Source organism: Paramicrobacterium agarici (assembly GCF_002563955.1).
Lineage (GTDB): Bacteria > Actinomycetota > Actinomycetes > Actinomycetales > Microbacteriaceae > Paramicrobacterium > Paramicrobacterium agarici.
In genome coordinates, this window is record NZ_PDJE01000001.1 from 948,147 (window position 1) to 968,215 (window position 20,069).

Consider the following 20,069-nt stretch of genomic DNA (forward strand, 5'->3'; position numbering starts at 1 on the left):
GCGGGCGAAAGCGCGACGGATGCTGTCGCGAATTACGCGCCGTCGATGCTGCGGTCGAGCCAATCGACGAGAAGCTGCCGCTCGGCGTCGCTCAGCGCGGGCAGATTCGGCGCAATGGCCCGAAACGCGATGGTCGTCGCCGTGCTGCTGTCGCCGCCGCGCGGGGGTGCGTCGGTGAGGATCTCCCGCATCACCGTGTCGATCATCGATGATGCGAGATCGGGGTCGCGATCTTCGGGCGACGTGGTCAGCAGTGTGAAGACAACGCCAGCTCCAGCGGAGCGGATGAGGCCGACGGCGCGTTGCTCGCTGACCCGCAGCCGACCGGCCGTCGCCACGCGATGCACTCGTTCGCGCAGAATGTCGAGTCCTGCGAGCGCCGCGGGCGATGGCGCTCCGCGGCCCGGGGCGTTGACGAGCGAGAAGAGCACGGGGTTGCTGAGCCCGAACTCGATCTGCATCTCCCACCCGGCGCGCAGGTCGTCGACGGGGTCGACGTCATTCGCCGTTGCGGCACTGGCCTCAGCTGCTTTGGTCGCGACGAACGTCTCCATGACGTGTTCTGCGACGGCGTCGAGAAGGCCATCTTTGTCACCGAAGAGGCGGTAGAGGGTTGGAGGCTGCACGCCGGCCTCGGCCGAGACGCGTCGCGTCGTGACGGCATCCACGCCCCTGTCTGTGAGAAGGCGCGCGGCAGCGTCGATGATCGTCGATCGGGCTGCGGGCTGCTCTGCGCTCTGCATGGCGTCGTCCATATTCCAATGATATCGATGCATTGCTATCGGCGATATTCCAGTGGTAACGTCTAACGGTTATCACTGATATAGAAGGAGCACTATCGATGATTGTCATCACGGGAGCAACGGGCGCGCTGGGCGGAGCGGTTGTCGACCATCTACTCAAGACGCACGCACCCGAGCGGATCGCTGTCGCCGTCCGCGATCCGCAGAAGGCGCAGCGCTTCGCCGACCGCGGCATCGAGGTGCGTCACGCCGACTACGCGGAGCCGACATCACTGCCCACGGCGTTTGCGGGGGCAGACCAGCTGCTGCTCGTGTCGTCGAGTGACCCGGCCGCCGACGCCGTCGCGCTGCACCGAAACGCTGTCGATGCCGCCGCCGAGGCACGGGTCGGTCGCGTTCTCTATACCAGCCATCAGGGCGCACACCCGCTGAATCCGTTCGCTCCCGGGCGCGATCATGCCGCCACCGAGTGGATGCTGCAGGAATCGGGTCTCGCGTGGACGTCTCTGCGCAATGGGTTCTATGCGCACAGCCTCGCGTGGCTGCTTGGCCCGTGGCAGCAGACCGGTGTCATGACTGTTCCTGGCGAAGGGCCGGTCTCGTGGACGGCTCGAGAGGATGCCGCGGAGGCCGCTGCGGCGATCATCGCCAGCGAGGCCCCGCATGACGGTCCGATCACGCTCACTGCAGGGCACGCGCCAACGTTTGCCGAGATATCGTCGACGGCGTCAGAACTCGTCGGGCGCAGCATCCGTGTCTCTGTCGTCGATCCTGAGGAGTGGGTGGCTTCTCAGATTGCGGCGGGCTCACCTGAGGGAGCGGCGCGCTTCACATTGGGCATCTATCTGGCGGCGGCGGAAGGGTATTTCGCTGGCGTCGACCCGTCGCTGCGCACGATTCTCGGCCGTGAACCGCGGACGGTGCGCGACGTGCTCGGGGACGTCGTCGCCTGACAGTCGGGCGGCGAAGCCATTCCGCCGGGTCCTATCGCCTCCGGCACGTTGACGCTGATGCCTTGAAAGCGGCGATGAGAGGCACTGAATGGACAGTGCCTCTCATCGCTTGCTCTACCGAGATGTTGGCGTTGGTGCGTTCTGGCTCAACGGATGCGTGGGAGCTCACACGTCGACGAGGCCCGCCCTGATATCGAGCTGCTGCTGAGCTTCTTTTTCGCGCTTCTTCTCGGCGTCGGCGAGAACCGTCTCGAGGTCTGCGCTCGGAATCACCGCAATGCCATCGCTATCGCCCACGAGCCAATCCCCCGGCGACACGACAACGCCACCGATGGCAACCGGCACGCCGATCTTTCCTGGGCCATTGCGGTACGGGCCGGCCGGAGTCACGGCGCGCGCGTATACGGGGAACTCCAGCGCGCCGATCTCGTCGACGTCGCGAATGGCGCCGTCGATCACGTAAGCAACGCACCCCCTGCGCTGACCGCGCTCGGCCACGAGCTCGCCGACGAGTGCCCGCGAGGTGGCGCTCTGCCCGTTGATCACGAGAACGTCACCCGGCTGCAGAGTCGGAATGACATCATGAATGACCTTGTTGTCGCCTGCTGCCGTCAGCACCGTGACCGCGCGACCGGCGAACCGCGCCCCTTTCCAAGTGGGAGCGATCGAACTGTCGACAAGACCGAGCCGATCCATGACGTCGCCGATCTGGCTCACCGCCACCTCGCTCAGGCGGCGACGGATCTCCGATTCCGCACCGCTCATTGCTACTCCTTCACCTCATCCCAAACAATGTCGGAATACGCAGGACCTTCCGGAATCAAGCCTGAGTTCACGTGGAAATCCACGGCCTTCTCGTAACCGTCCTCAGGCACGGTCGTCGAGGTCGCCATCTCCTCGGGGAGCAGCTTGATGAGAGCATCCACTGTCTCTTGGTCGGTCGCCTTGAGGTATGTCTTCAGCAGTTTGGCCGCGTCGTCTGGGTTGTCGGCAATGAACCCGAGGGCAGAGTCGATCGCCTTGTTGAATCCCTGAATCTGCTCCGGCTTGGCGTCGATAGCGGTCGTGGTGCTGAAGAGCGCACCGTGAAGCTGCCCCGCCATCTCTGGAATGTCCCCACGCTGTGGCGAGATGTAGATCTCACCGACGCCCTGTGTCTCGGCCATCTGACCGACGGGCTGGAAGAAGGCAAGAGCGTCGACCTGCCCCTCCGAGAGCGCGCCGATCGCACCTGTTGTCGAACCGCCGAGGTTGACGAGGGTGGAATCTTTCGACGGGTCTTTGTCGATGGTTCCGAACAGGTACTTCACGAGGGCTTCGGTTCCTGAGCCAGGGCCCGTAATCCCGATGTTCTTGCCGACGAGTGACTGCACGCGCTCTTCGAGTGGTGCGTCGACGCCGGGGCCGTCGTAGTTCTCACCGACGATGATGTCGACGTAGTACTCCGTGACAAGAGAGCCCGTAATCCGGGTCTTGTCATTGTTTTCGTGCAGGTTGAACGCGTCGGTGATGACTCCCGCCGCGATATCGATGCTGCCCGACGTCAGCGCGGCCGCGAGCTTGGCACCTGTTCCGAGGCGGGGACGCTCGCCGAGGTTGACTCCTTCGTCGTCGAAGTATCCGTTCTCTTCTGCGACGTAGAGAGGGAAGAAGGCGACCGAGTCGCTGATCTGTCCCACGTTGAGAACATCGGCGTCTTCGCCTCCGCCGCCTCCGCCGCCGGATGAGCACGCTGTGGCCGATATGCCGAGGCTGAGCACCGCCGCGGCCGCCGCAAGCGACCTCCAGATCGTTCTTGAGCTGTGTTTCGTCATGATTGTGAACTCCTCACTGAGTTTGCGGGATAGGGGACGTTGAGGTCAGGCGTCGCCCAGCGGCTTCCACCGGCTGGTGCGCGACGAGATCAAAGCCACGACTCCATTGAGGAGCATGGCGAGAACCGTCAGCACGGCAACGGCCGCGAAGACGCCCGCCGTGTTGAACTGGGCGGCCGAATCATTGATGAGGTACCCAAGACCACGGTTCGAGGCAACGAGTTCACCGATCACGGCTCCGATGAGCGCGTAGGGAATCGATACCTTGAGTCCCGTCAGCAGACCGGCCATGGATGCTGGAAGGACAACCTTGAATGCAACATCGCGTTTGCTGCCGCCCATGAGCCGGACGGCATCAATGAGGCCGCGGTCTACCTCTCGGACACCGGATGCTGTGTTGAGAAACACGAGGAAGAACACACTGACTGCGGCGAGGATGATCTTCATGTCGATGCCGATGCCGAACCACACGATGAAGAGAGGGGCAAGCGCCACTTTCGGAATCGAGTACAGCGCCATCATGAAGGGTTCGAAAACGTCGTAAATGAGGTGAATTGACGCGAGAATGAATCCTGTAACTGCTCCCGTGAGTACGCCGATGACGTAGCCGAGCGCGACTTCCTGAATGGTGATCCATGAGTGGAACGCGATCGTACCGTCGACGACCCATTCGACAAGCTGCTCCCAGACCGCGAGGGGCGTCGAGATGAACATCGGGTTTGGCACAACGAGGCTCGCGATGTACCAGACGACGATAAACGCGACGAACAATGCGACCCGCAGCATCCAGACTGTCGCTTGTCTTCCGTTCTTACCCCACCATGAGCGCTTGCGCGCTTCTTTGACGGGGCCGCTGGCGGCGGGAGCATTTGTGGTTTCAATCATAGACATGGTCTGCACGGCAGTCATTGCCGAGCCCCTTCTTTGAGAGCGGTTGCCAGTTCAAGGTGAAGTTCGATGAATCGCGGGTCGACAGTTGTACTGTCGGGATCCCGAGGCCTGGCGATGTCGATCTCGCGATCGAGTAGGACAGTGCCGAGAGCGCCGAGCACAACCACGCGGTCGCCCAGCAGCAGTGCTTCGTCGATGTCGTGTGTGACGAAAATGATCGTCTGCCCGGTCTGCGCCCAGAGCCGGAGTAACTCGCCCTGGAGCTCTGTGCGCAGCTGCGCATCAAGTGCTCCGAACGGTTCGTCCATGAGGATCGTCTCGGCGCCGTACGCGAGCATGCGCGCGAGACTGGCCCGTCGCCGCATTCCGCCGGAGAGCTCCCTGGGGTAGCTGTCGGCAAACCCGTCGAGCCCAACTCGCGAAATGAGGTCGCGCGCGATCTCGGAACGCTCTGACTTGTCGCGGCCCGCGATTTCGAGGGGCATCTCGACATTGCGAAGCACCGTGCGCCACGGCATGAGCGTGTCGCTCTGTGTCAGGTACCCGATTTCGGGTGTGGGACCCGTGTGCGCGTCCCCGTTGTGGAGCACGCGCCCCGATGTCGGCTTGGAAAGGCCGGAGAGCAGGTTGAGCATGGTCGACTTGCCGCATCCCGACCTGCCGAGCACCGTGACGAACGTACCGCGTTCGATGGTGAGGCTGAAGTCGCGCAGGGCGACTGTCGCGACATCGTCGCGCTGAAACTCCTTTGTCAGATGCTCGATCTCGAGGACGGTGCTCATCGCTGGGCCTCCTGTGCACGCGCCGGTTCGGCTGGCGCGTCATCGAGCGGCTCCGCGCCCGCCAACCAGCGTGAGTTGTGCACCGTCATGAGGCGAACCTCGTCACTCGAGAAGCCGTTCTCAAGCAGAATGTCCGCCGCGATGGCCAGTCCATCTTCAACCGGCGGGTTGAAAGGCTGTCCAAGGTCTGAACTAATGACCGAGTTCTCCGGTCCTGCAGCTCTGATGTTGCCGAGCCAGTCTTCCCAGCTGACCTTGCCCGTGAGGGGAGTCGTCAGGCAACGCTCGAGAAGAGCACCGAACGGCACGAGGCTGCGCTGATTCTCGACGGGAATGCGCTGCGACGTGAACTCGGGGTGTGTGATCACGATGCGGCGAACGCCGCGGTCGCGCGCGGCTTCAACGACGCGGGCCGACTCGTCGCCGTGCAAGTGGCCCGTGGCCAGAGTCATGTCATGCTTCGCGATGACGTCGAGCACTTGGAGCGTCTGCGTCGTGACAGAACCGTCAGCCTCGAGAACGTCGACAACCGGGCTGGCCATACCCGCATCGCGCAGGTCCTGCTGGAGCTGCGCCCACATGGGTGGCGTCGCGCCATCTGGCTCTTCGGCGAGACAACTGCGCTGGTTATCGCTGTCGACGGTGGGGAGCCACACGAACTGTGCCCCGCTGCGACCCGCGATCTCCACGGCTACCGGATTCATGCCTCCCACGGAGGCATTGAGTGTGATGGCGCCGAGAGCGTCGACCTCGGGATGCACGGCCCTCACGACGCTGGCGCGCTCCGCGGTGGGGACGTAGTGAGATTTCAAAACGAAGCCGGCCATCTTGAGCTCGGCGTAGCGCTCAGCCAACTCGAGGTCTGTAATGCGACGCTTCATGACGTCGGGCGCGATATGCACGTGAACGTCATACGCGCCCATCACGAGTTCGCGTGCTTTCTCACTGGGCTGCGGGTGTGCAGACATGGCGCTCCTTTGCGATCAATTTCGTTGTCTACATTGTCAACATTTTTGTAGACAGTGTCAACGGTCAGTTTCTGACCGGTCGAAAATGATCGCGAAGCGTCAGGAGAAGTACGTGCGCGTGGCCTCGAGGACGCTCTTCAGGTGTGTCTCCATTGCGGCTGCTGCGCGAGGGGCATCGTGGTTGCTGATCGCCTCGATGATCTCGAGATGCTCGGGCAGTGAGACCGTTGGCCGGTTGTGGTGGCGCGCAAGCCGAATGCGGTATCGCACGTTCTGGGCTCGGAGTCGGCTTACGACTCCTGGCGCGACCTTCATCGCGCTCAGGCGCAAGATGAGCTCGTGCAATTCCTTGTTGCCGGCCGAGTATGTCTCGGTATCGCCCTCCTCGACAGCGTTGCGCATGCGCTCGCCGATCGCTTTGAGCCGGGCTATTCCAGCATCGTCCGCGCGTTCGGCTGCCTTGGCCGCGCAAATCGACTCGAGTGCGGCGCGCAGCTCCACGATCTCCAGTGCCTCGTCGAGATCGATAGCGCGCACGCGAGAGCCGCGATTCTGAATTCGCTCGATGAGACCTTCGGCTGCGAGATTGGCAAGAGCGAGTCGCACGGCACCGCGACTCGCTTCGTACTGTTCTGTCAGATCTGCCTCGATCAGGCGCTGGTTGGGGGCTAGTTCCCCAGCTGTGATTGCACGGCGTAGCTCGTCGGTGACGTAGGTGCCGTCGTGTCGCTGCGCCGTCTCGGTATTCGGCATTACCAACCCCCTGTGGTCGAAAGTGTTGCAACAACTGTAAACAAAACTGCTCACAGTCGACGTATTCTCATGGGTCCATTATGTGCCCATTTTTGATTGCAAAATTGTTGACAATGTACTACGTTCGTTCCGACACCGCCGCGCCAAAGGAGGAACGCTGATGACAGCAGCCGTGATCATCGGGCTGGGTGAGGCCGGTGAGCTCTACGCTCGCGGGTTGAGGGACTGCGGCTACACGACGGTCGGCTTTGACCCATTTGTGACTCTTAACGCTGACGGCATTGCGCAGGCGGCGACCATCGAAGAAGCTGTGGCATCGGCAGATCTCGTTCTGAGTCTCGTCGGCGCTCGTGCCGCTTCGGCTGTCGGTGAGCAGGCAATTCCCGTCATGCAACACGGAGCCGTCTTCGCCGATCTCAATACAAGCTCCCCAGAGCTGAAGGCGCGATTGGCGCACATCGCGTCGGCACACAAGGTCCTCTTCGCTGATGTCGCTGTGCTCGCACCTGTCCCCCGCGAGGGTGCTCGCACTCCACTGATGGCAAGCGGTGACGGCGCGGATGAATTCGCCGACCTGATGAGTCAAGTGGGAGCGCCCGTCGAATCGATAGGTGGGGAGCCGGGCGATGCCGCCGGGCGCAAGCTTCTGCGGAGCGTGTTCATGAAGGGACTGGCTGCGGTTCTGCTCGAAAGTATGACGGCCGCAAGCGAGGTCGGGCAGGCGGCGTGGCTTCGAGACCAGATCGCGTCAGAGTTCTCCGGCGACGCTCGGCAGCTCATCGAGCGCCTGATCGCTGGCTCTCGCGAGCATGCGGAACGGCGCGTGCACGAGACAGAGGACGCGAACGCCTATCTTGACTCTCTTGGCGCGCCGAACTGGTCGACCAAGGCCGCCCACGCGTGGCTGTCCCGGCTGCGCGATGAGCCACGAACAAGCGACGGATTGTCGTCCGTCGTATCACAAGGAAAGGATGCCGCGTCAGAATGAGCACACGAAGGATGCTGGTTGTCGGAGCCCACAGTGCGGACTTTGTCTGGCGCGCAGCCGGCGCCATCGCCAAGCACACTGAAGCGGGTGGAGAGGCGCGCGTTGTCTCGCTGTCGTACGGAGAGCGCGGCGAGTCGGGCGAGCTTTGGAAGATTCCGGGGCAGACGGAGCAGAACGTCAAGAAGCATCGGCACGCCGAAGCCACGGAGGCAGCCGCAGCCGTCGGAGCGAGCTTCGAGTCCCTAGATCTCGGCGACTACCCACTCAACGTTGATCAAGCCGGAGTCGATCGACTCGCAGAGTTTATGCGCGACTACGCGCCGGACGTCGTGCTCACGCACGCAGACAAAGATCCGTTCAACCCCGATCACCCGGTCGCGTATGCCGTCGTTGCCAAGGCGCGTCTTCTGACGGCCGGCGCCGTTGTCGAGGCGGGCTTCCGAACAGCGCCGCCGAGCGAGTTTCTCGTCTTCGAGCCACATCAGCCCGACCTCTGTGGTTTCGTCCCGTCGGTATTCGTCGATATCACGAGCGTGTTCGAGAAGAAGAAGCAGGCGATGTCTGCGATGAAGGCGCAGTCCTATCTGCAGCAGTACTATGCAGAGCGCGCTGAGCACCGCGGAAATCACGCTCGCAAGGTCACCGGCAACAAAGAGATTCGCCAGGCAGAGGCGTTCCAGCGCATCGTGCCCAACGTCGTCACTGGGCTCTGATCGCGCTTAGTCCAACGGCCGAAACAGCTCCGCCACGTGTCAGGACGTGACGGAGCTGTTGCGCAGTGAGCGTTACGCCGCCGACCACCCTCCGTCAGACGGAAGCACGACACCGTTGAGGTTCACGCCGTCGTCACTGAGGAGGAAGGTGATGGATGCTGCAAGGGCGCTAGCCTCGACAGCATCCGTCATCACCGCCATGCCCTTTCGCATGCGTGCCTCACCGAGAGGCGACGCGAACCGCGCTTCGATGTTGGTGATGACGCCTCCCGGCGCGACCGCGTTGATGCGCAGGCCGAGCGGGCCGTACATGTAGGCGCTGCTCTTGGTGAGGCCGATCACCGCGTGCTTCGATGCCGTGTATGCCGCTCCCGCCGCCGAACCGCGCAGCCCGGCCTCCGACGCGATGTTGACGATCGTCCCGGTCGCGCGCGGCAGCATGTGGGGAACGACCGCTCGCATGAGCTTCATGGTGCCGTCGACGTTGACGCGGAAGACGCGCTGCCACACGGCATCCGTCAGCTCGCCGACGGGCGTCATGTCGTCCATGATCCCTGCGATGTTCGCGAGACCGTCGATCGTGTCACCCGCGGCCGCGACGATCGACTGCACGTCGGCGTCATCGGCGATGTCGGCTCCCACTGCCACGATGTCGGCATCGGGCAGCTCGGCGACCAGTCCGTCAAGGCGGTCGGCCGCGATGTCGACGGCGATGACGCGGCCTCCTTCGCGCGCAATTCGCGACGCTGTCGCCTTGCCGATTCCGGAGCCCGCGCCTGTGACGATGATCGTCTTGCCGGCGAAACGGCCTTCGGTGATGCGCTCCGACCATGCCGGGATGGGCACGGCGGGCTCGTCGACGGCAGGCTCAGAGCTGGATGCTGTTGCAGCATCCTCTTCGGGAATCTCACCCGCTTCGATGCGGCGAACGAGCTCGGTGACGAGCTCTGCGGGGAATGCGCCCTTGCTGAGCTCGACCATGCGCTCGAGAGGCATGCTGCGCACGGGGCGGAGTGCGTCTGCGGTCTGGCCGGACTCGGCGAGAACGGCGCGGAGCACGGGGCCGCCTGCTGGGTGGGCCAGCCACTCGCCAATTGTCGATTGCGAACTGAGGGGGGTGGAGTTCTGGGGCATGGGTGCCTGGCTTTCCGTCGGATGGTGAGCGGCGCGCTGGTCGCCACCGGATAACACTGTCCGGTATCAGCGTAACTCTGTTCTGGCGGATTGCGGCTGAGAGTTTGCGGAGTCGCCGGGTGCGGAGCGGTTGCTGCAGGCTCGGATCTATGGGTGGACAACGAGGGATCAAGATCGTTGACTGAAGACGCAAGTGACACCGACGACCCGAGCAAGGAGTGCAGCATGGCAGCATCCGTTCCCGAACCCGTTCAGTCGTTCATCGACACTGTCAACGCGCATGACGAGGATGGTTTTCTCGACGCCTTCACGCGCGATGGTTTCGTCGACGACTGGGGCAGAATCTTCACGGGTCGCGATGAGATCAAAGCATGGAGCGACAAGGAGTTCATTGGCGCCACCGGTGTGCTCACTCCCGACGAGGTCGCGGAGCAGGGAAGCGCGATCACCGTCATCGGAGACTGGGCAAGCACCTGGGCGAATGGGCGAAGCAGCTTCACCTTTCAGGTTGATGGCGACAAGATCACGTCGATGACGATTCGCGAGGGCTGAGCGCAATAGATGAAGTGCGCGAATCCTGGCGAGGGGGAGCGCGTACCGCAATTGAGGTAAACTTAGCCTGATGACTTAGTCCACGGGGACGTCTGGGAGGCGGAAATGGAAGCTGTCGTGAATGTCCATGTTGCCAAGACGCAGCTGTCACGGCTGCTCGAGCGGGCACATGCCGGCGAGGAGATCGTCTTGGCGAAATCCGGTAAGCCGTATGCGCGGCTTGTGCCGCTTGCGCCGATCGAGGGGAAACGCGTACCCGGCGGATTGGAAGGCCAGGTCGACGATAGCTTCTTTGAGGACCTGCCTGAATCTGAGCTCGCCGCGTGGAACAACTGATGCAGGGCTTCCTCATCGACACGCACGTTCTGCTGTGGTGGTTCACGAACGATGACCGGCTCTCAGCGACAGCGCACAGCATTATTGAGGATCAGTCGAACGTTGTCTATGCCAGCGCCGCAAGTGCGTGGGAGGTTGCGACGAAGTCTCGTCTCGGCAAGCTGTCCGGCGTACCGAAGGTGACCGAGATGTTCGGCGAGCTGGCCGCGAAGCATGGATTCAGTCATCTACCCATCACCCATCGCCATGCGCTGCTCGCCGGAGGGCTTGAGGCTCCGCATCGAGATCCGTTCGACAGAATGCTCGCCGCTCAGAGTCTGATCGAGGGCCTTCCTCTCGTCAGTCGGGACCGGACCTTCGCAGGGTTCGACATCGAGGCTGTCTGGTAAGGGCCGCAACAATAACGCCGCGTGTCATGCGTCTTCCGGTGCGAGGTCGCCCTCCCCCTCGTCTCCGAGGTCGGCGATCACGGGATCGACACCCTGTGTCTCTGGTCGCACCATCGTTCGGGGCGGATCTTCTGCGGGGATCTCGCCGTCGGTGCGCTCCCACTCCTGCTGTGCAGCGTCGTCCTGCGCGCCCGTTGACGTCGCATCGTCGTCGCGCAGCGGCTGAACAGCGTCGGCATCACCCGAGGGGGAAACAGCATCCGGTGTAGAGTTCATGGCTCCTCCTTCGTCTTCGTGACGGCCGCAAAATCCGTTCCGTCACCGCCCACTCTGAACGCCGGGCGGCGTACCGTTCAGGGGGTTGAATATGCGCATCGTGCGGGCTAGAGTGCCTCGGATTCGAGCGAGCTACGCTTGTCGCCGCTCCTGGATTTCAACGCGCGACGGTAGCGGAACTCCGTAGGCGACGCCCGCGAGGGTGAGAGCGATCGCGATTCGGTATCTCTGAGGCACGACGAGAGAGTGTCGAACTCGCGTGAACGAACGGTGAACCCGTCAGCTGCCCGCGAGAGAGACGAGGGTCGAGCAGCTCGCGTTTGGCCGATGGGCCCCTTTCGTTCACGTTCATGTCATTCAGCCTCCATACGGTTTCTCGGTGGGTCCCAGACGGGATCCAAGGCCGCGGCCGCCCCGGCCGACAACGTGGAGGAAGAATGACCGCACCGCACACAGCGGTTCCGCGCACGAGAGCATCGCACCGCTCTCGACGCACCATCGCGACAGCCAGCGCAACAGCCCTGCTGGCGACACTGTTTGGCACGTCGGCAGCCACAGCATTCGCCGCCGAGCCGCCCGAGAGTTACATCGATACAGCATCCACCGTGTGGAGCTACTCCGACAACGACACCGACCCGGCAGCAGGATCTGACGATCGGCTCTCGTGGACCACAGCCGCCTTCGACGATGCAGAGTGGAAGACCGCGACGGGCCCGTTCGGCGCAAAGAACGGCGAGGCCGACGGCATCGGCACAGACTTTCCGATCACAACGCTGCTGAACCAATATGTCGACGGTGAGGCCGCGCCGAACGTGCGCACCTTCCACTTCCGCACCGCCATCGACATCAGCGCAGACGAGCTCACCGAGCTGACGAGCCTCACCGGCACGGTGACCTACGACGATGCGATTCAGATCTTCGTCAACGGCACACAGGTGGCTGGCTTCGTCGACGACAAGGTGGATGCTGCGCCCGAGGCCGAGCGCAACCTGATGTATGCGGGCGACAGCAACGGGTCGCCGCTCACCTCCAACTTCACGGTCCCGGTTGACGTGCTCCATGACGGCGCGAACACGGTGGCCGTGGCCCTCTACCAAGACCGCGACACCAGCTCGGACATCTACTTCGACATGAGCGCGCTCGCCCCCACCGTCGTTCCCGAGCACGCGAGCTTCGACAACCTCGTCATGACGATCGGCAGCGACGAAAGCTCACGCAACCTGACCTGGTACACCGATGTCAACGAGGCGCAGTTCGTGCAGTACGCCGTGGCACCGGCATCCGGCTCTGAATTCCCCACCGACAGCGCGATGACCGTCGAAGCCTCGGGAGGCGAGACGACGAGCGGCGAGCAGAACCGTCGCGCCGCCCTCGAGGGGCTGAGCGAGAACACGACCTACGTGTACCGCGTCGGCAGCGATGCACTCGGCTGGTCCGATGTCGAGACGTTCAGCACAGCCGACTTCTCGGGCGACTACAACTTCTTGTTCTTCGGTGACCCGCAGATCGGAGCCTCGGGCAACGTCGAGTCCGACCGTATCGGCTGGCAAGACACCCTCGACGTGGCGCTCGAGCAGTTCCCCCAGAGCGAGATGCTCTTCTCGGCCGGCGACCAGGTCAACACGGCGTCAAGCGAGAACGAGTACGACGCGTTCCTGTCGCCGCAGCAGATGCAGCAGATTCCCGTCGTGCCCGTCAACGGCAACCACGACGTGGGATCGAAGGCCTACGAGCAGCACTACACGACGCCGAACCTCGACACCGAAGCCGGCGCCGCGCTGAGCGACTCATCGTCGGGCGGCGACTACTGGTTCATGTTCAAGGGCGTGCTCTACATGGTCATCAACTCGAACAACCCCGACATCGACGCGCACGAGCAGTTTCTGCGCGACGTCGTCGCCGAACAGGGTGACAAGGCGCGCTGGTCAGTCGTCGCGTTCCACCACTCGATCTACTCAGTTGCCGCGCACGTGAACGACTCCAACATCATCTCGATGCGCAACGAACTGCCCACGCTCATCAGCGACCTCGATGTCGACCTCGTGCTGCAGGGTCACGACCACAGCTACACGCGCAGTTACCTCATCAACGACGGCGAGCTCGCGAACCCCGACGAGACAGCGGCCTCGAACGAGGTCGTCGCGGGTGAGGGCGACGTGCTCTACGTCACGGCGAACTCTGCAAGCGGCTCGAAGTACTACGACGTTCAGGCTCCTGACGCCTGGTACGCCTCCGTCATCAACCAAGAGAAGGTGCGCAACTACACAAATATCGAGGTCACAGACGACGCCATCACCATCACCACCTACCGCAGCGAGCAGACGAACGCGCGTGCGGCCGTGAATAGTGTGGTCGACGAGGTGACGCTCATGCGTGAAGACACCGAAGCTCCGCAGCTGACGGTGCCCGAATCTGGCGAGGTGCAGCGGGGTGCCGACTTCGATCCGATGGCCGGCGTGAGCGCCGTTGATGCACGCGATGGCGACGTGACGAATGCTGTCACGGTGACAGGCAGCGTCGACACGGCGACCCTCGGCACGTACTCGCTTGAGTACAGCGTCACGGATGCTGCGGGCAACACGCAGACCGCCACGCGCGAGGTGACTGTTGTCGCCGCGGGCGCCGCAACCGGGCCTGGATCAGAGCCCGGCGACGGACCGGGAGCCGGTTCAGGTGACGACGCAGCTCCCGGCGGATCAACCGACGACGCAAGCGGCGAGCTGCCGTTCACGGGGGCCGACGCCCTGCCCGGTCTGATCGCCGCGGCGCTTCTTGTGATGCTCGGCACCGGGCTCGCGGTCACTGCGGCCGTGCGTCGCCGTCGCGAGCAGAACGCGTAAAACACGGGGGCGGCTGGTGTCGGCTCACCGTCGGCGCCGGCCGCCCCGTGCATTCCAGCGATGATCGGAGAACCTGTGTCCCCTCTCACACGCATCGGCGCGGCGGCGCTCGTGCTCGCCGCCGCGTTGACGGCGACCGCGTGCACGACCACCGGCCAGGCGAGTGACCACGCTGCGACATCACAGGTGCCCGGTGCTAGCGGCTCTTCCGAGCCGAGTGCGGAGCCGTCGCCGGGGAGCACGATGCCCGTCCCCGAGAACCTGCCGGCAGTCGCGCCAGGACTCGACATTGCACTTGTCGTCTCTGCTAGCCCGGGCACTGAGATTCCGGATGCTGTCACGGCGGCCGCCACCGAGATCGACGCCACGGTGGACGTCATCAGCTCTGAGCCGTCGAACGTCATCGACGGGCTCGTCGCCGCGGCAGAGGGCGCCGACGTTGTGTTGATGACCGGAGCCGACCTTCTCGTGAGTGTTGACGCGGTGTCGTCGCAAATGCTCGACACGCAGTTCCTCATCATCGGCGCGCAGCTGCCCGAACCGACGGGCAACGTCACGGCGGTCGTGTGGCGCGGGGCTAACGCGCGAACGGCCGGCGCGGCAGCATCCGCTGATCTTGTCGATCGGCTGCCCGCAGCACTGCGAGCAGGGCTGGCGATGATCGGCGACGGCAGTGCCGGAATGGTCTACGAACTTCCCGAGTGATCCCGCCGCTGTCGCCCTGCTGCGCGGATCCCACGTCGCGTGCGGCGCGTGAGTCCGCAGTGCGGTGACGATTCGCCCCGTACACCGCTGTGCGCTAATGTTTAGGGCACGAAGCATTTACGAGGAGTGACATGGGCGAGCGTTTTTGGCGTTTCTATGAGCTGATGAACCGCGGCATCCGCACGTTCACGGGCCCCGCGCAGATCGGCGCCGGCTACGCCGAGGGTCCCGATGTGAGACCGGCGGACCCCGCGTGCCCCATGTGCTCCAAACTCATGTCTCTGCACACCATCAGGCGCAGCAACGACCAGTACCACGCGACACGAGTGCTGTGCCCGCGATGAACGACGCCGGTACGACCCAGGATGCTGCCGCGGACGCTGTACCGACAGCATCCACTGGTGCTGACCCGCTCGCCCTCGAGAGCCAACTGTGCTTCGCGCTCGCCGTGGCGTCGCGCACGGTCATCGACGCGTATCGCTCCGAGCTGGAGCCGCTCAATCTCACACACCCGCAGTACCTCGTCATGCTCGCCCTGTGGGAGCACCGTTCGCTCTCGCTGACCCGGCTCGGCGAACTGCTGATGCTCGAGCGGGCGACGCTGTCACCCATGGTCAAGCGCCTTGAACGGCTCGGCTACGTCCATCGTGCGCGAAACCCGCACGATGAGCGGCAGCTCGCGATTGAACTGACGGAGGAGGGGCGGGCTCTGCGCGAGCGGGCGCAACAGGTTCCCGTCGCCATGATGCAGAAGTTTCAGATGACGCCGTCAGACGTCGAGGCCCTGCGCGACGCCGTGAGCGGTGTGATCGCGGCAGCGAGCCCGGCTTCGCGGTGACCGCTCAGCGGGGCCACACACCTGAGCTGCCGCGACGGTGACTATCGACGAGGTGCGTGTCGACAATGCCGACGGCCTCCATCAGCGCGAACATCGTCGTCGGACCGACAAACCTGAAACCGCGTTTGCGCAGCGCCTTCGACAGCGCAATCGACTCAGAACTCGTCGTGGGGACCTCAGCGGGAGTGCGCGGTTCCGGCGTCTCGACCGGCTGAAACGACCACACGAAATCGACGAGGCTGCCCTCGTCGCGAAGCTCGATCGTCGCTCGGGCGTTGCCGATGGTCGCGAGAATCTTCGCCCGATTGCGCACGATGCCGGCGTCGGCGAGCAGACGATCGATGTCGCGGTCGTCGAAGGCGGCAACAGCATCCGGATCGAAACCGGCGAATGCCGCGCGAAACGCCGGACGCTTGCGCAGGATCGTCGCCCACGAGAGACCTGACTGGAACGCCTCAAGACTGATGCGCTCGAACAGTCCCCGTTCGTCGCGCACCGGCATGCCCCACTCGGTGTCGTAGTACTCGCGCATGAGGTCGTCTGCGGCAGCCCACATCGGACGTACCAGCCCATCGTCGCCACGCACGGTGCCGTGTGTCATCTCGGTTGCCATGCGTGAGATGCTATCGCCGGTCGGTGACAGCGTGAGCGCGCTCGAGCTGAAGCAGACGAGACTTCGCCTCGGGGCCTCCCGCGTAGCCTCCGGTGCTGCCGTCGCTGCGCAGCACGCGGTGACACGGCACGACGATCGGCAGAGGGTTCACGGCGCACGCGGTGCCGACCGCCCTCACCGCGCGGGGGCTGCCGACCTCGCGAGCGACGTCGGCGTACGTCTGCGTCGCGCCGTACGCGATGTGCGGCAGGTGCTCGTGCACCTGCCGACGAAAGCCACGCGAGAGTGCGCGATCGAGGGGCAGGTCGAAGTCGGTTCGTCTGCCCGCGAAGTACTCATCGAGCTCTCGGCGGGTGTCGTCGAGTCGTGCGGGCGCCTCGAGAATGCGCGGGCTGATGCGCTCGCTCAGCGTCGTGAGAACGTCGTCGAAACCCTGCACCTCGAACGCGATGCGAACGAGCCCGGCGGGCGTCGCAGCAACGAGCAGTGTTCCGAGCGGCGAGTCCGCCGTCGCGTAGGCGACGTCGAGCACGTCGTCGGCCTCGGCGCGTGAGGCGAGCTGGTCGTGCAAGTGCGAAAGGTGGTCGGGCGTCGGCTGTGTCAGCTCGCGCAGCCGATCGGCTTCATAGGGAGTCTCGGTCACGAGTGCCTCCTTCGGTCTGGTCGGGAAGTGGATGCTGTCGCCGCAGCGACGCGATGCCGTCGGCTGCCGCGCGGCGAGACGCTGCGGCCGTGCCGCCGACGATGAGCGCGATCTCGCTGTAGGGCAGCCCGGCGAGGTAGTGGTACGCGATCACCGAGCGCTGCTTTGTCGGCAGCGCTGCAACGTGCTTCCACAGGTCGAGATCGCGAGAAGCCGGGTTGCCGTACGAGCTCTCGGTCTCGGGAAGCTCCTCGACGGTCACGGGGAGCCGTGCTCGAGAACGCGTCACGTCGATCGCCTTGCGGTGCGCGATCGTCACGAGCCACGCTTCGACGTTGGCGCCGTCGGGCAGCTGCGGGTACGCGCGCATCGCCGAGACGAAGGTCTCCTGCCACGCGTCGTCGGCGTCGGTGTGCGGTCCGAGAACGGCACGACATACGCGCAGCACTGTCGCGCCGTGGCGGGCGACGACGGATTCGAACGGCGGTTTAGCGGTCATCACTGGGCAGACGCGCGGTGACGCCGAAATGTGAGATCTCTCGCCCGCATCACTCGATCGTGTAGAACTCGAGCGCGATGTTGTCGGGGTCGCGGAACGACAGAACCCGGCCCGAGAGGCCGTCGACGATGGGTGACCAGGTGACGCCGTGCGACTCGAGGTGCTCGGCCCAGGCCTCGATGGCGTCGGCATCCACACCGAAGCTGAGGTGATCGAGCCCGACGCGTCGTTCTGAGAACTCTCCCGGCTCCGCCGCGTCTCCGTGGCCGACAAACGTCACCAGAACGTCGCCGATATGCAGAAGTGCCTTCTCGAGGCCGTTGTGCCGCAGCTGCTTGATAACGTCGAAGCCCAGAACATCGCGGTACCAGGCGACGCTCGCGTCAATGTCAGAGACCGAAAGCGTCACATGATGGATGCTGCGGATTCCCGGAGTGCTCATGCGCCGAGCCTACGCCGCCGCAGGGCATTGTGCGTTCCCTCGGTGGTTCTTTACCGCGCGGCCACCGTGTTCCGACTCTCTCTTCAGCTTTGACCGTCGATACTTGTAGTCGGCAAATCGCGTCGACATCGAAGGGAGTGACCGTGGCGAGCAGAACCCGAAGCATCCTGACCGCCGTCGTGGCTGCCCTCGGCTTTGGCGTCGCGTTCTACATGGGCGTGCAGACGCACCTCGGGCAGCGCGTGGAGGAGCGCGTTCTCGACTCGTCGATCTACAGCGAACGGTCCCCGTTGCTCGCACTCGTGACCGTGCCGAACCTCGCCATCGCGCTCGGCGTCGTCCTGGTGCTCGGAGTTGCGAGACGGGCATGGGCAGATACCGCGGTTGCCGCAGTGGCCATGGGACTCAGCAACGTGTTCGGCCAGCTGCTCAAGCACCAGATTCTGCAGCGGCCCGACTTCTCCATCGACACCGTCAATACGTTCCCGAGCGGACACACGATCGCGTTCACGTCGACGGCGTTCGCCCTCGTCATTGTGCTGCCCCACGTGGTGCGACCTCTTGCCTTGCCACTCGCTGCGGCGGTTGCCGGGATCGTCTGCGCCCAGCTTGTCGTGTTCGGGTGGCATCGCCCGAGCGACGTTGTCGGGGGAGTGCTGCTCGTCGTCGCGGTGACGGCGGCGGCCAACGCACTGCGCCCGGCGCGAGGGCGGTTCGCGCAGCGTGCCGCAAAAGCACCGGCCCGACGCGCGCTGAACCTCGTGGCGCTCATCATCGCGATTGCAGCCGCGGTGGCGATCGCGCTCGCGGGAACGCTCGCCGCACTGCACCTGCTCGGTCCGCTCGAAGACAGTGCGTGGACGCTCACGGTGGCTGCAGCATCCGGAGTCATCGGCGGTGCACTGGCCTCATCAGCCGCCATCGGGTGGATGCTGGCGGCACGACGCTCCCGTTAGCATGCTCCGAGCAACGCGCTACTGCGGGTAGATGGTCTCTTCGCGTTCGAGCATCTCGACCATCGCGGCCGCCCGACGCGCCCGCGTCTCGGTACTCTTGGCCGAGCTGACGCGAAAGAGCACGGCATAGCGATTGCGCCCCGAGAGCGTGTGGAAGAAGTCCGCTGCTCGAGGGTTCTCTGCCAGCGCGGCTTCGAATTCGGGAGGGGTCTGCATGGTCGACGGCGGGGCGTACGCCGACTCCCAGCTGCCGTTCGCCTTGGCGCGGTCGATCTCGCGCTGCCCCGCGGGACGCATGCGTCCGGCAGCGATGAGTGCGTCTGCACGCTCGCGATTGAGGCGCGACCAGCGGCTTCCCTCGCGGCGCGGCATGAATGACTGGGCGATCCAGCTCTGGTCGATGCGGGTGCGCACGCCGTCGATCCAGCCGTAGCAGAGCGCCACCTCAAGAGCATCCTCATGTGTCACGCTCGTCTTGCCGCTGCTGGCTTTCGCGATGGCGAGGTCGACACCCGAGGAGGTGGCGTAGCGCTCCACGAGCCATGCTTCCCACGCCGCCGCGTCCTCGAACAGAAGGGGCTCACCATCGACCATCTCGGCTCCTTGCACTGGTGTTGCTGACGGGGATTCCCCGAGTCTACGTGCGCCACCTGAGTCCCGTAGCTGACTAGGCTGACGGTCGTGACGAAACAGCCGAAGGCCAATCGAGGGCCGAGCGCCGGGCCCGAGAACAGGCGGGCGCTCGTGGCTGCCGCGCGCGAGATCTTTGGCGCGCGGGGTGCCGACGCGCCGCTCAGCGCTGTTGCCAAGCGGGCCGGGGTCGGGCAGGGGAGCCTGTATCGCCACTTTCCCGACCGCGTCGCTCTCGCAGCCGCCGTCTTCGATGAGAACATCGGTGAGCTCGAACAGCTGCTCGCCGGCGACGAGAGCGGCGTCTTCGAGCTGCTCGACGGCGTCGCCGAGCAGGCCGCTGCGTCAGCGTCGCTCTTCGAGATGGTCGTGGCGCACAGACACGACTCGTCGCTCGCGCACCTGGACGCGCGCATTCGAGATCTGGCCGAGAGGATGCTGCGCAACGATCGGTCGCGCGGCACGCTGTCGGCGTCCGTCGACGTCGACGACGTGCTGCTCGCCGTGTTCATGATGGCGTCGGTGCTCGCGCGCACGAGCGAGAGCGAACGCGGGAGCGTGCAGGAACGGGCGCGGGCGATGTTCCGCGCGGCGTTCGTGGCAAGCTGACG

General features: G+C 64.5%; 26 protein-coding genes. 12 read left to right on the forward strand and 14 right to left on the reverse strand.

The features are described from left to right. Positions 1 to 32: 32 nt before the first annotated feature. The gene (locus ATJ78_RS04675) at positions 33 to 755 is read right to left on the reverse strand and encodes a TetR/AcrR family transcriptional regulator (protein ID WP_098406538.1); all 723 of its coding nucleotides are present in this window, start codon (positions 753 to 755) and stop codon (positions 33 to 35) included. Between the two features lie 86 nt (positions 756 to 841). Here ATJ78_RS04675 and ATJ78_RS04680 point away from each other — a divergent pair, with 86 nt between their 5' ends. Further along, on the forward strand, positions 842 to 1,696 hold the full coding sequence (locus tag ATJ78_RS04680; protein ID WP_098406539.1) for an NmrA family NAD(P)-binding protein: 855 nt from the start codon (positions 842 to 844) through the stop codon (positions 1,694 to 1,696). A gap of 165 nt (positions 1,697 to 1,861) precedes the next feature. On the opposite strand, the gene ATJ78_RS04685 is transcribed toward ATJ78_RS04680, so the two are convergent. From ATJ78_RS04685 to ATJ78_RS04710, 6 genes are all read right to left on the reverse strand, one after another. Continuing rightward, a complete protein-coding gene (locus tag ATJ78_RS04685; protein ID WP_098406540.1) occupies positions 1,862 to 2,461 on the reverse strand; it encodes an RraA family protein in 600 nt (199 codons plus the stop codon). 2 nt (positions 2,462 to 2,463) lie between these two features. Then, positions 2,464 to 3,510: an ABC transporter substrate-binding protein gene (locus ATJ78_RS04690; protein ID WP_098406541.1), complete on the reverse strand. Its 1,047-nt coding sequence runs from the start codon at positions 3,508 to 3,510 to the stop codon at positions 2,464 to 2,466. A 45-nt stretch (positions 3,511 to 3,555) separates the two neighbouring features. Next, positions 3,556 to 4,395, reverse strand: a complete 840-nt coding sequence (locus ATJ78_RS04695) for an ABC transporter permease (protein ID WP_098409205.1) — start codon at positions 4,393 to 4,395, stop codon at positions 3,556 to 3,558. A 20-nt stretch (positions 4,396 to 4,415) separates the two neighbouring features. Continuing rightward, positions 4,416 to 5,183, reverse strand: a complete 768-nt coding sequence (locus ATJ78_RS04700; RefSeq protein WP_098406542.1) for an ABC transporter ATP-binding protein — start codon at positions 5,181 to 5,183, stop codon at positions 4,416 to 4,418. Next, entirely contained in the window at positions 5,180 to 6,151 is a 972-nt protein-coding gene (locus tag ATJ78_RS04705) for a DUF6282 family protein (RefSeq protein ID WP_098406543.1), read from the reverse strand. Before ATJ78_RS04705 ends, ATJ78_RS04700 begins: the two co-directional genes overlap by 4 nt. Before the next feature lie 99 nt (positions 6,152 to 6,250). Further along, positions 6,251 to 6,904, reverse strand: a complete 654-nt coding sequence (locus tag ATJ78_RS04710; RefSeq protein WP_098406544.1) for a GntR family transcriptional regulator — start codon at positions 6,902 to 6,904, stop codon at positions 6,251 to 6,253. Between the two features lie 160 nt (positions 6,905 to 7,064). Between ATJ78_RS04710 and ATJ78_RS04715 the strand changes: the two genes are divergently transcribed. Continuing rightward, positions 7,065 to 7,892, forward strand: a complete 828-nt coding sequence (locus ATJ78_RS04715; RefSeq protein WP_098406545.1) for an NAD(P)-binding domain-containing protein — start codon at positions 7,065 to 7,067, stop codon at positions 7,890 to 7,892. Continuing rightward, complete coding sequence (locus ATJ78_RS04720) at positions 7,889 to 8,605, forward strand: PIG-L deacetylase family protein (protein ID WP_098406546.1); 717 nt, start codon at positions 7,889 to 7,891, stop codon at positions 8,603 to 8,605. The genes ATJ78_RS04715 and ATJ78_RS04720 overlap by 4 nt, the downstream gene beginning before the upstream one ends. A 72-nt stretch (positions 8,606 to 8,677) precedes the next feature. Here ATJ78_RS04720 and ATJ78_RS04725 read toward each other — a convergent pair whose 3' ends face one another. Further along, positions 8,678 to 9,739, reverse strand: coding sequence for an SDR family NAD(P)-dependent oxidoreductase (locus tag ATJ78_RS04725; protein ID WP_098406547.1), 1,062 nt, complete (start codon positions 9,737 to 9,739; stop codon positions 8,678 to 8,680). Between the two features lie 177 nt (positions 9,740 to 9,916). Between ATJ78_RS04725 and ATJ78_RS04730 the strand changes: the two genes are divergently transcribed. From ATJ78_RS04730 to ATJ78_RS04740, 3 genes are all read left to right on the forward strand, one after another. Further along, positions 9,917 to 10,291 (forward strand): Cif family virulence factor, encoded by a 375-nt coding sequence (locus ATJ78_RS04730; RefSeq protein ID WP_245836205.1) that lies wholly within the window; start codon positions 9,917 to 9,919, stop codon positions 10,289 to 10,291. Between the two features lie 105 nt (positions 10,292 to 10,396). Then, positions 10,397 to 10,627 carry a type II toxin-antitoxin system Phd/YefM family antitoxin gene (locus ATJ78_RS04735; protein ID WP_098406549.1) on the forward strand — a complete coding sequence of 77 codons (231 nt, stop codon included), beginning with the start codon at positions 10,397 to 10,399 and terminating at the stop codon, positions 10,625 to 10,627. Further along, positions 10,615 to 11,016, forward strand: coding sequence for a type II toxin-antitoxin system VapC family toxin (locus ATJ78_RS04740; protein WP_245836206.1), 402 nt, complete (start codon positions 10,615 to 10,617; stop codon positions 11,014 to 11,016). Before ATJ78_RS04735 ends, ATJ78_RS04740 begins: the two co-directional genes overlap by 13 nt. Before the next feature lie 24 nt (positions 11,017 to 11,040). Here ATJ78_RS04740 and ATJ78_RS04745 read toward each other — a convergent pair whose 3' ends face one another. Next, positions 11,041 to 11,292, reverse strand: coding sequence for a hypothetical protein (locus ATJ78_RS04745; RefSeq protein ID WP_098406551.1), 252 nt, complete (start codon positions 11,290 to 11,292; stop codon positions 11,041 to 11,043). A gap of 437 nt (positions 11,293 to 11,729) precedes the next feature. On the opposite strand from ATJ78_RS04745, the gene ATJ78_RS04750 reads away from it, so the two are divergent. From ATJ78_RS04750 to ATJ78_RS04765, 4 genes are all read left to right on the forward strand, one after another. Beyond that, positions 11,730 to 14,132 carry an immunoglobulin-like domain-containing protein gene (locus ATJ78_RS04750; protein ID WP_169923391.1) on the forward strand — a complete coding sequence of 801 codons (2,403 nt, stop codon included), beginning with the start codon at positions 11,730 to 11,732 and terminating at the stop codon, positions 14,130 to 14,132. Positions 14,133 to 14,207: 75 nt separating this feature from the next. Further along, the gene (locus ATJ78_RS04755; RefSeq protein ID WP_098406553.1) at positions 14,208 to 14,837 is read left to right on the forward strand and encodes a type 1 periplasmic-binding domain-containing protein; all 630 of its coding nucleotides are present in this window, start codon (positions 14,208 to 14,210) and stop codon (positions 14,835 to 14,837) included. Positions 14,838 to 14,968: 131 nt separating this feature from the next. Continuing rightward, a complete protein-coding gene (locus tag ATJ78_RS04760) occupies positions 14,969 to 15,181 on the forward strand; it encodes a hypothetical protein (protein WP_098406554.1) in 213 nt (70 codons plus the stop codon). Continuing rightward, a complete protein-coding gene (locus ATJ78_RS04765) occupies positions 15,178 to 15,675 on the forward strand; it encodes a MarR family winged helix-turn-helix transcriptional regulator (protein WP_098409206.1) in 498 nt (165 codons plus the stop codon). Before ATJ78_RS04760 ends, ATJ78_RS04765 begins: the two co-directional genes overlap by 4 nt. Positions 15,676 to 15,679: 4 nt before the next feature. On the opposite strand, the gene ATJ78_RS04770 is transcribed toward ATJ78_RS04765, so the two are convergent. From ATJ78_RS04770 to ATJ78_RS04785, 4 genes are read right to left on the reverse strand one after another with little or no spacing between them, the layout of a single operon-like run. Continuing rightward, positions 15,680 to 16,288: a DNA-3-methyladenine glycosylase I gene (locus tag ATJ78_RS04770; protein WP_098406555.1), complete on the reverse strand. Its 609-nt coding sequence runs from the start codon at positions 16,286 to 16,288 to the stop codon at positions 15,680 to 15,682. 10 nt (positions 16,289 to 16,298) lie between these two features. Then, positions 16,299 to 16,931, reverse strand: coding sequence for a methylated-DNA--[protein]-cysteine S-methyltransferase (locus ATJ78_RS04775; protein WP_098406556.1), 633 nt, complete (start codon positions 16,929 to 16,931; stop codon positions 16,299 to 16,301). Then, positions 16,912 to 17,430, reverse strand: a complete 519-nt coding sequence (locus ATJ78_RS04780; protein ID WP_098406557.1) for an RNA polymerase sigma factor — start codon at positions 17,428 to 17,430, stop codon at positions 16,912 to 16,914. The genes ATJ78_RS04775 and ATJ78_RS04780 overlap by 20 nt, the downstream gene beginning before the upstream one ends. 49 nt (positions 17,431 to 17,479) lie before the next feature. Beyond that, on the reverse strand, positions 17,480 to 17,872 hold the full coding sequence (locus ATJ78_RS04785) for a VOC family protein (protein WP_098406558.1): 393 nt from the start codon (positions 17,870 to 17,872) through the stop codon (positions 17,480 to 17,482). Positions 17,873 to 18,015: 143 nt separating this feature from the next. Here ATJ78_RS04785 and ATJ78_RS04790 point away from each other — a divergent pair, with 143 nt between their 5' ends. Further along, positions 18,016 to 18,828: a phosphatase PAP2 family protein gene (locus ATJ78_RS04790; protein ID WP_143741373.1), complete on the forward strand. Its 813-nt coding sequence runs from the start codon at positions 18,016 to 18,018 to the stop codon at positions 18,826 to 18,828. A gap of 18 nt (positions 18,829 to 18,846) precedes the next feature. Here ATJ78_RS04790 and ATJ78_RS04795 read toward each other — a convergent pair whose 3' ends face one another. Next, positions 18,847 to 19,422: a YdeI/OmpD-associated family protein gene (locus tag ATJ78_RS04795; RefSeq protein ID WP_098406560.1), complete on the reverse strand. Its 576-nt coding sequence runs from the start codon at positions 19,420 to 19,422 to the stop codon at positions 18,847 to 18,849. Positions 19,423 to 19,509: 87 nt separating this feature from the next. On the opposite strand from ATJ78_RS04795, the gene ATJ78_RS04800 reads away from it, so the two are divergent. Further along, positions 19,510 to 20,067: a TetR/AcrR family transcriptional regulator gene (locus tag ATJ78_RS04800; RefSeq protein ID WP_098406561.1), complete on the forward strand. Its 558-nt coding sequence runs from the start codon at positions 19,510 to 19,512 to the stop codon at positions 20,065 to 20,067. Positions 20,068 to 20,069: the final 2 nt, after the last annotated feature.

Excerpts from the sequence above, each read along its gene's own strand:
- ATJ78_RS04675 (WP_098406538.1), bottom strand. The coding sequence starts at position 755 with ATGGACGACGCCATGCAGAGCGCAGAGCAGCCCGCAGCCCGATCGACG.
- ATJ78_RS04680 (WP_098406539.1), top strand. The coding sequence starts at position 842 with ATGATTGTCATCACGGGAGCAACGGGCGCGCTGGGCGGAGCGGTTGTC.
- ATJ78_RS04685 (WP_098406540.1), bottom strand. The coding sequence starts at position 2,461 with ATGAGCGGTGCGGAATCGGAGATCCGTCGCCGCCTGAGCGAGGTGGCG.
- ATJ78_RS04690 (WP_098406541.1), bottom strand. The coding sequence starts at position 3,510 with ATGACGAAACACAGCTCAAGAACGATCTGGAGGTCGCTTGCGGCGGCC.
- ATJ78_RS04695 (WP_098409205.1), bottom strand. The coding sequence starts at position 4,395 with ATGATTGAAACCACAAATGCTCCCGCCGCCAGCGGCCCCGTCAAAGAA.
- ATJ78_RS04700 (WP_098406542.1), bottom strand. The coding sequence starts at position 5,183 with ATGAGCACCGTCCTCGAGATCGAGCATCTGACAAAGGAGTTTCAGCGC.
- ATJ78_RS04705 (WP_098406543.1), bottom strand. The coding sequence starts at position 6,151 with ATGTCTGCACACCCGCAGCCCAGTGAGAAAGCACGCGAACTCGTGATG.
- ATJ78_RS04710 (WP_098406544.1), bottom strand. The coding sequence starts at position 6,904 with ATGCCGAATACCGAGACGGCGCAGCGACACGACGGCACCTACGTCACC.
- ATJ78_RS04715 (WP_098406545.1), top strand. The coding sequence starts at position 7,065 with ATGACAGCAGCCGTGATCATCGGGCTGGGTGAGGCCGGTGAGCTCTAC.
- ATJ78_RS04720 (WP_098406546.1), top strand. The coding sequence starts at position 7,889 with ATGAGCACACGAAGGATGCTGGTTGTCGGAGCCCACAGTGCGGACTTT.
- ATJ78_RS04725 (WP_098406547.1), bottom strand. The coding sequence starts at position 9,739 with ATGCCCCAGAACTCCACCCCCCTCAGTTCGCAATCGACAATTGGCGAG.
- ATJ78_RS04735 (WP_098406549.1), top strand. The coding sequence starts at position 10,397 with ATGGAAGCTGTCGTGAATGTCCATGTTGCCAAGACGCAGCTGTCACGG.
- ATJ78_RS04745 (WP_098406551.1), bottom strand. The coding sequence starts at position 11,292 with ATGAACTCTACACCGGATGCTGTTTCCCCCTCGGGTGATGCCGACGCT.
- ATJ78_RS04750 (WP_169923391.1), top strand. The coding sequence starts at position 11,730 with ATGACCGCACCGCACACAGCGGTTCCGCGCACGAGAGCATCGCACCGC.
- ATJ78_RS04760 (WP_098406554.1), top strand. The coding sequence starts at position 14,969 with ATGGGCGAGCGTTTTTGGCGTTTCTATGAGCTGATGAACCGCGGCATC.
- ATJ78_RS04765 (WP_098409206.1), top strand. The coding sequence starts at position 15,178 with ATGAACGACGCCGGTACGACCCAGGATGCTGCCGCGGACGCTGTACCG.
- ATJ78_RS04770 (WP_098406555.1), bottom strand. The coding sequence starts at position 16,288 with ATGGCAACCGAGATGACACACGGCACCGTGCGTGGCGACGATGGGCTG.
- ATJ78_RS04780 (WP_098406557.1), bottom strand. The coding sequence starts at position 17,430 with ATGACCGCTAAACCGCCGTTCGAATCCGTCGTCGCCCGCCACGGCGCG.
- ATJ78_RS04785 (WP_098406558.1), bottom strand. The coding sequence starts at position 17,872 with ATGAGCACTCCGGGAATCCGCAGCATCCATCATGTGACGCTTTCGGTC.
- ATJ78_RS04795 (WP_098406560.1), bottom strand. The coding sequence starts at position 19,422 with ATGGTCGATGGTGAGCCCCTTCTGTTCGAGGACGCGGCGGCGTGGGAA.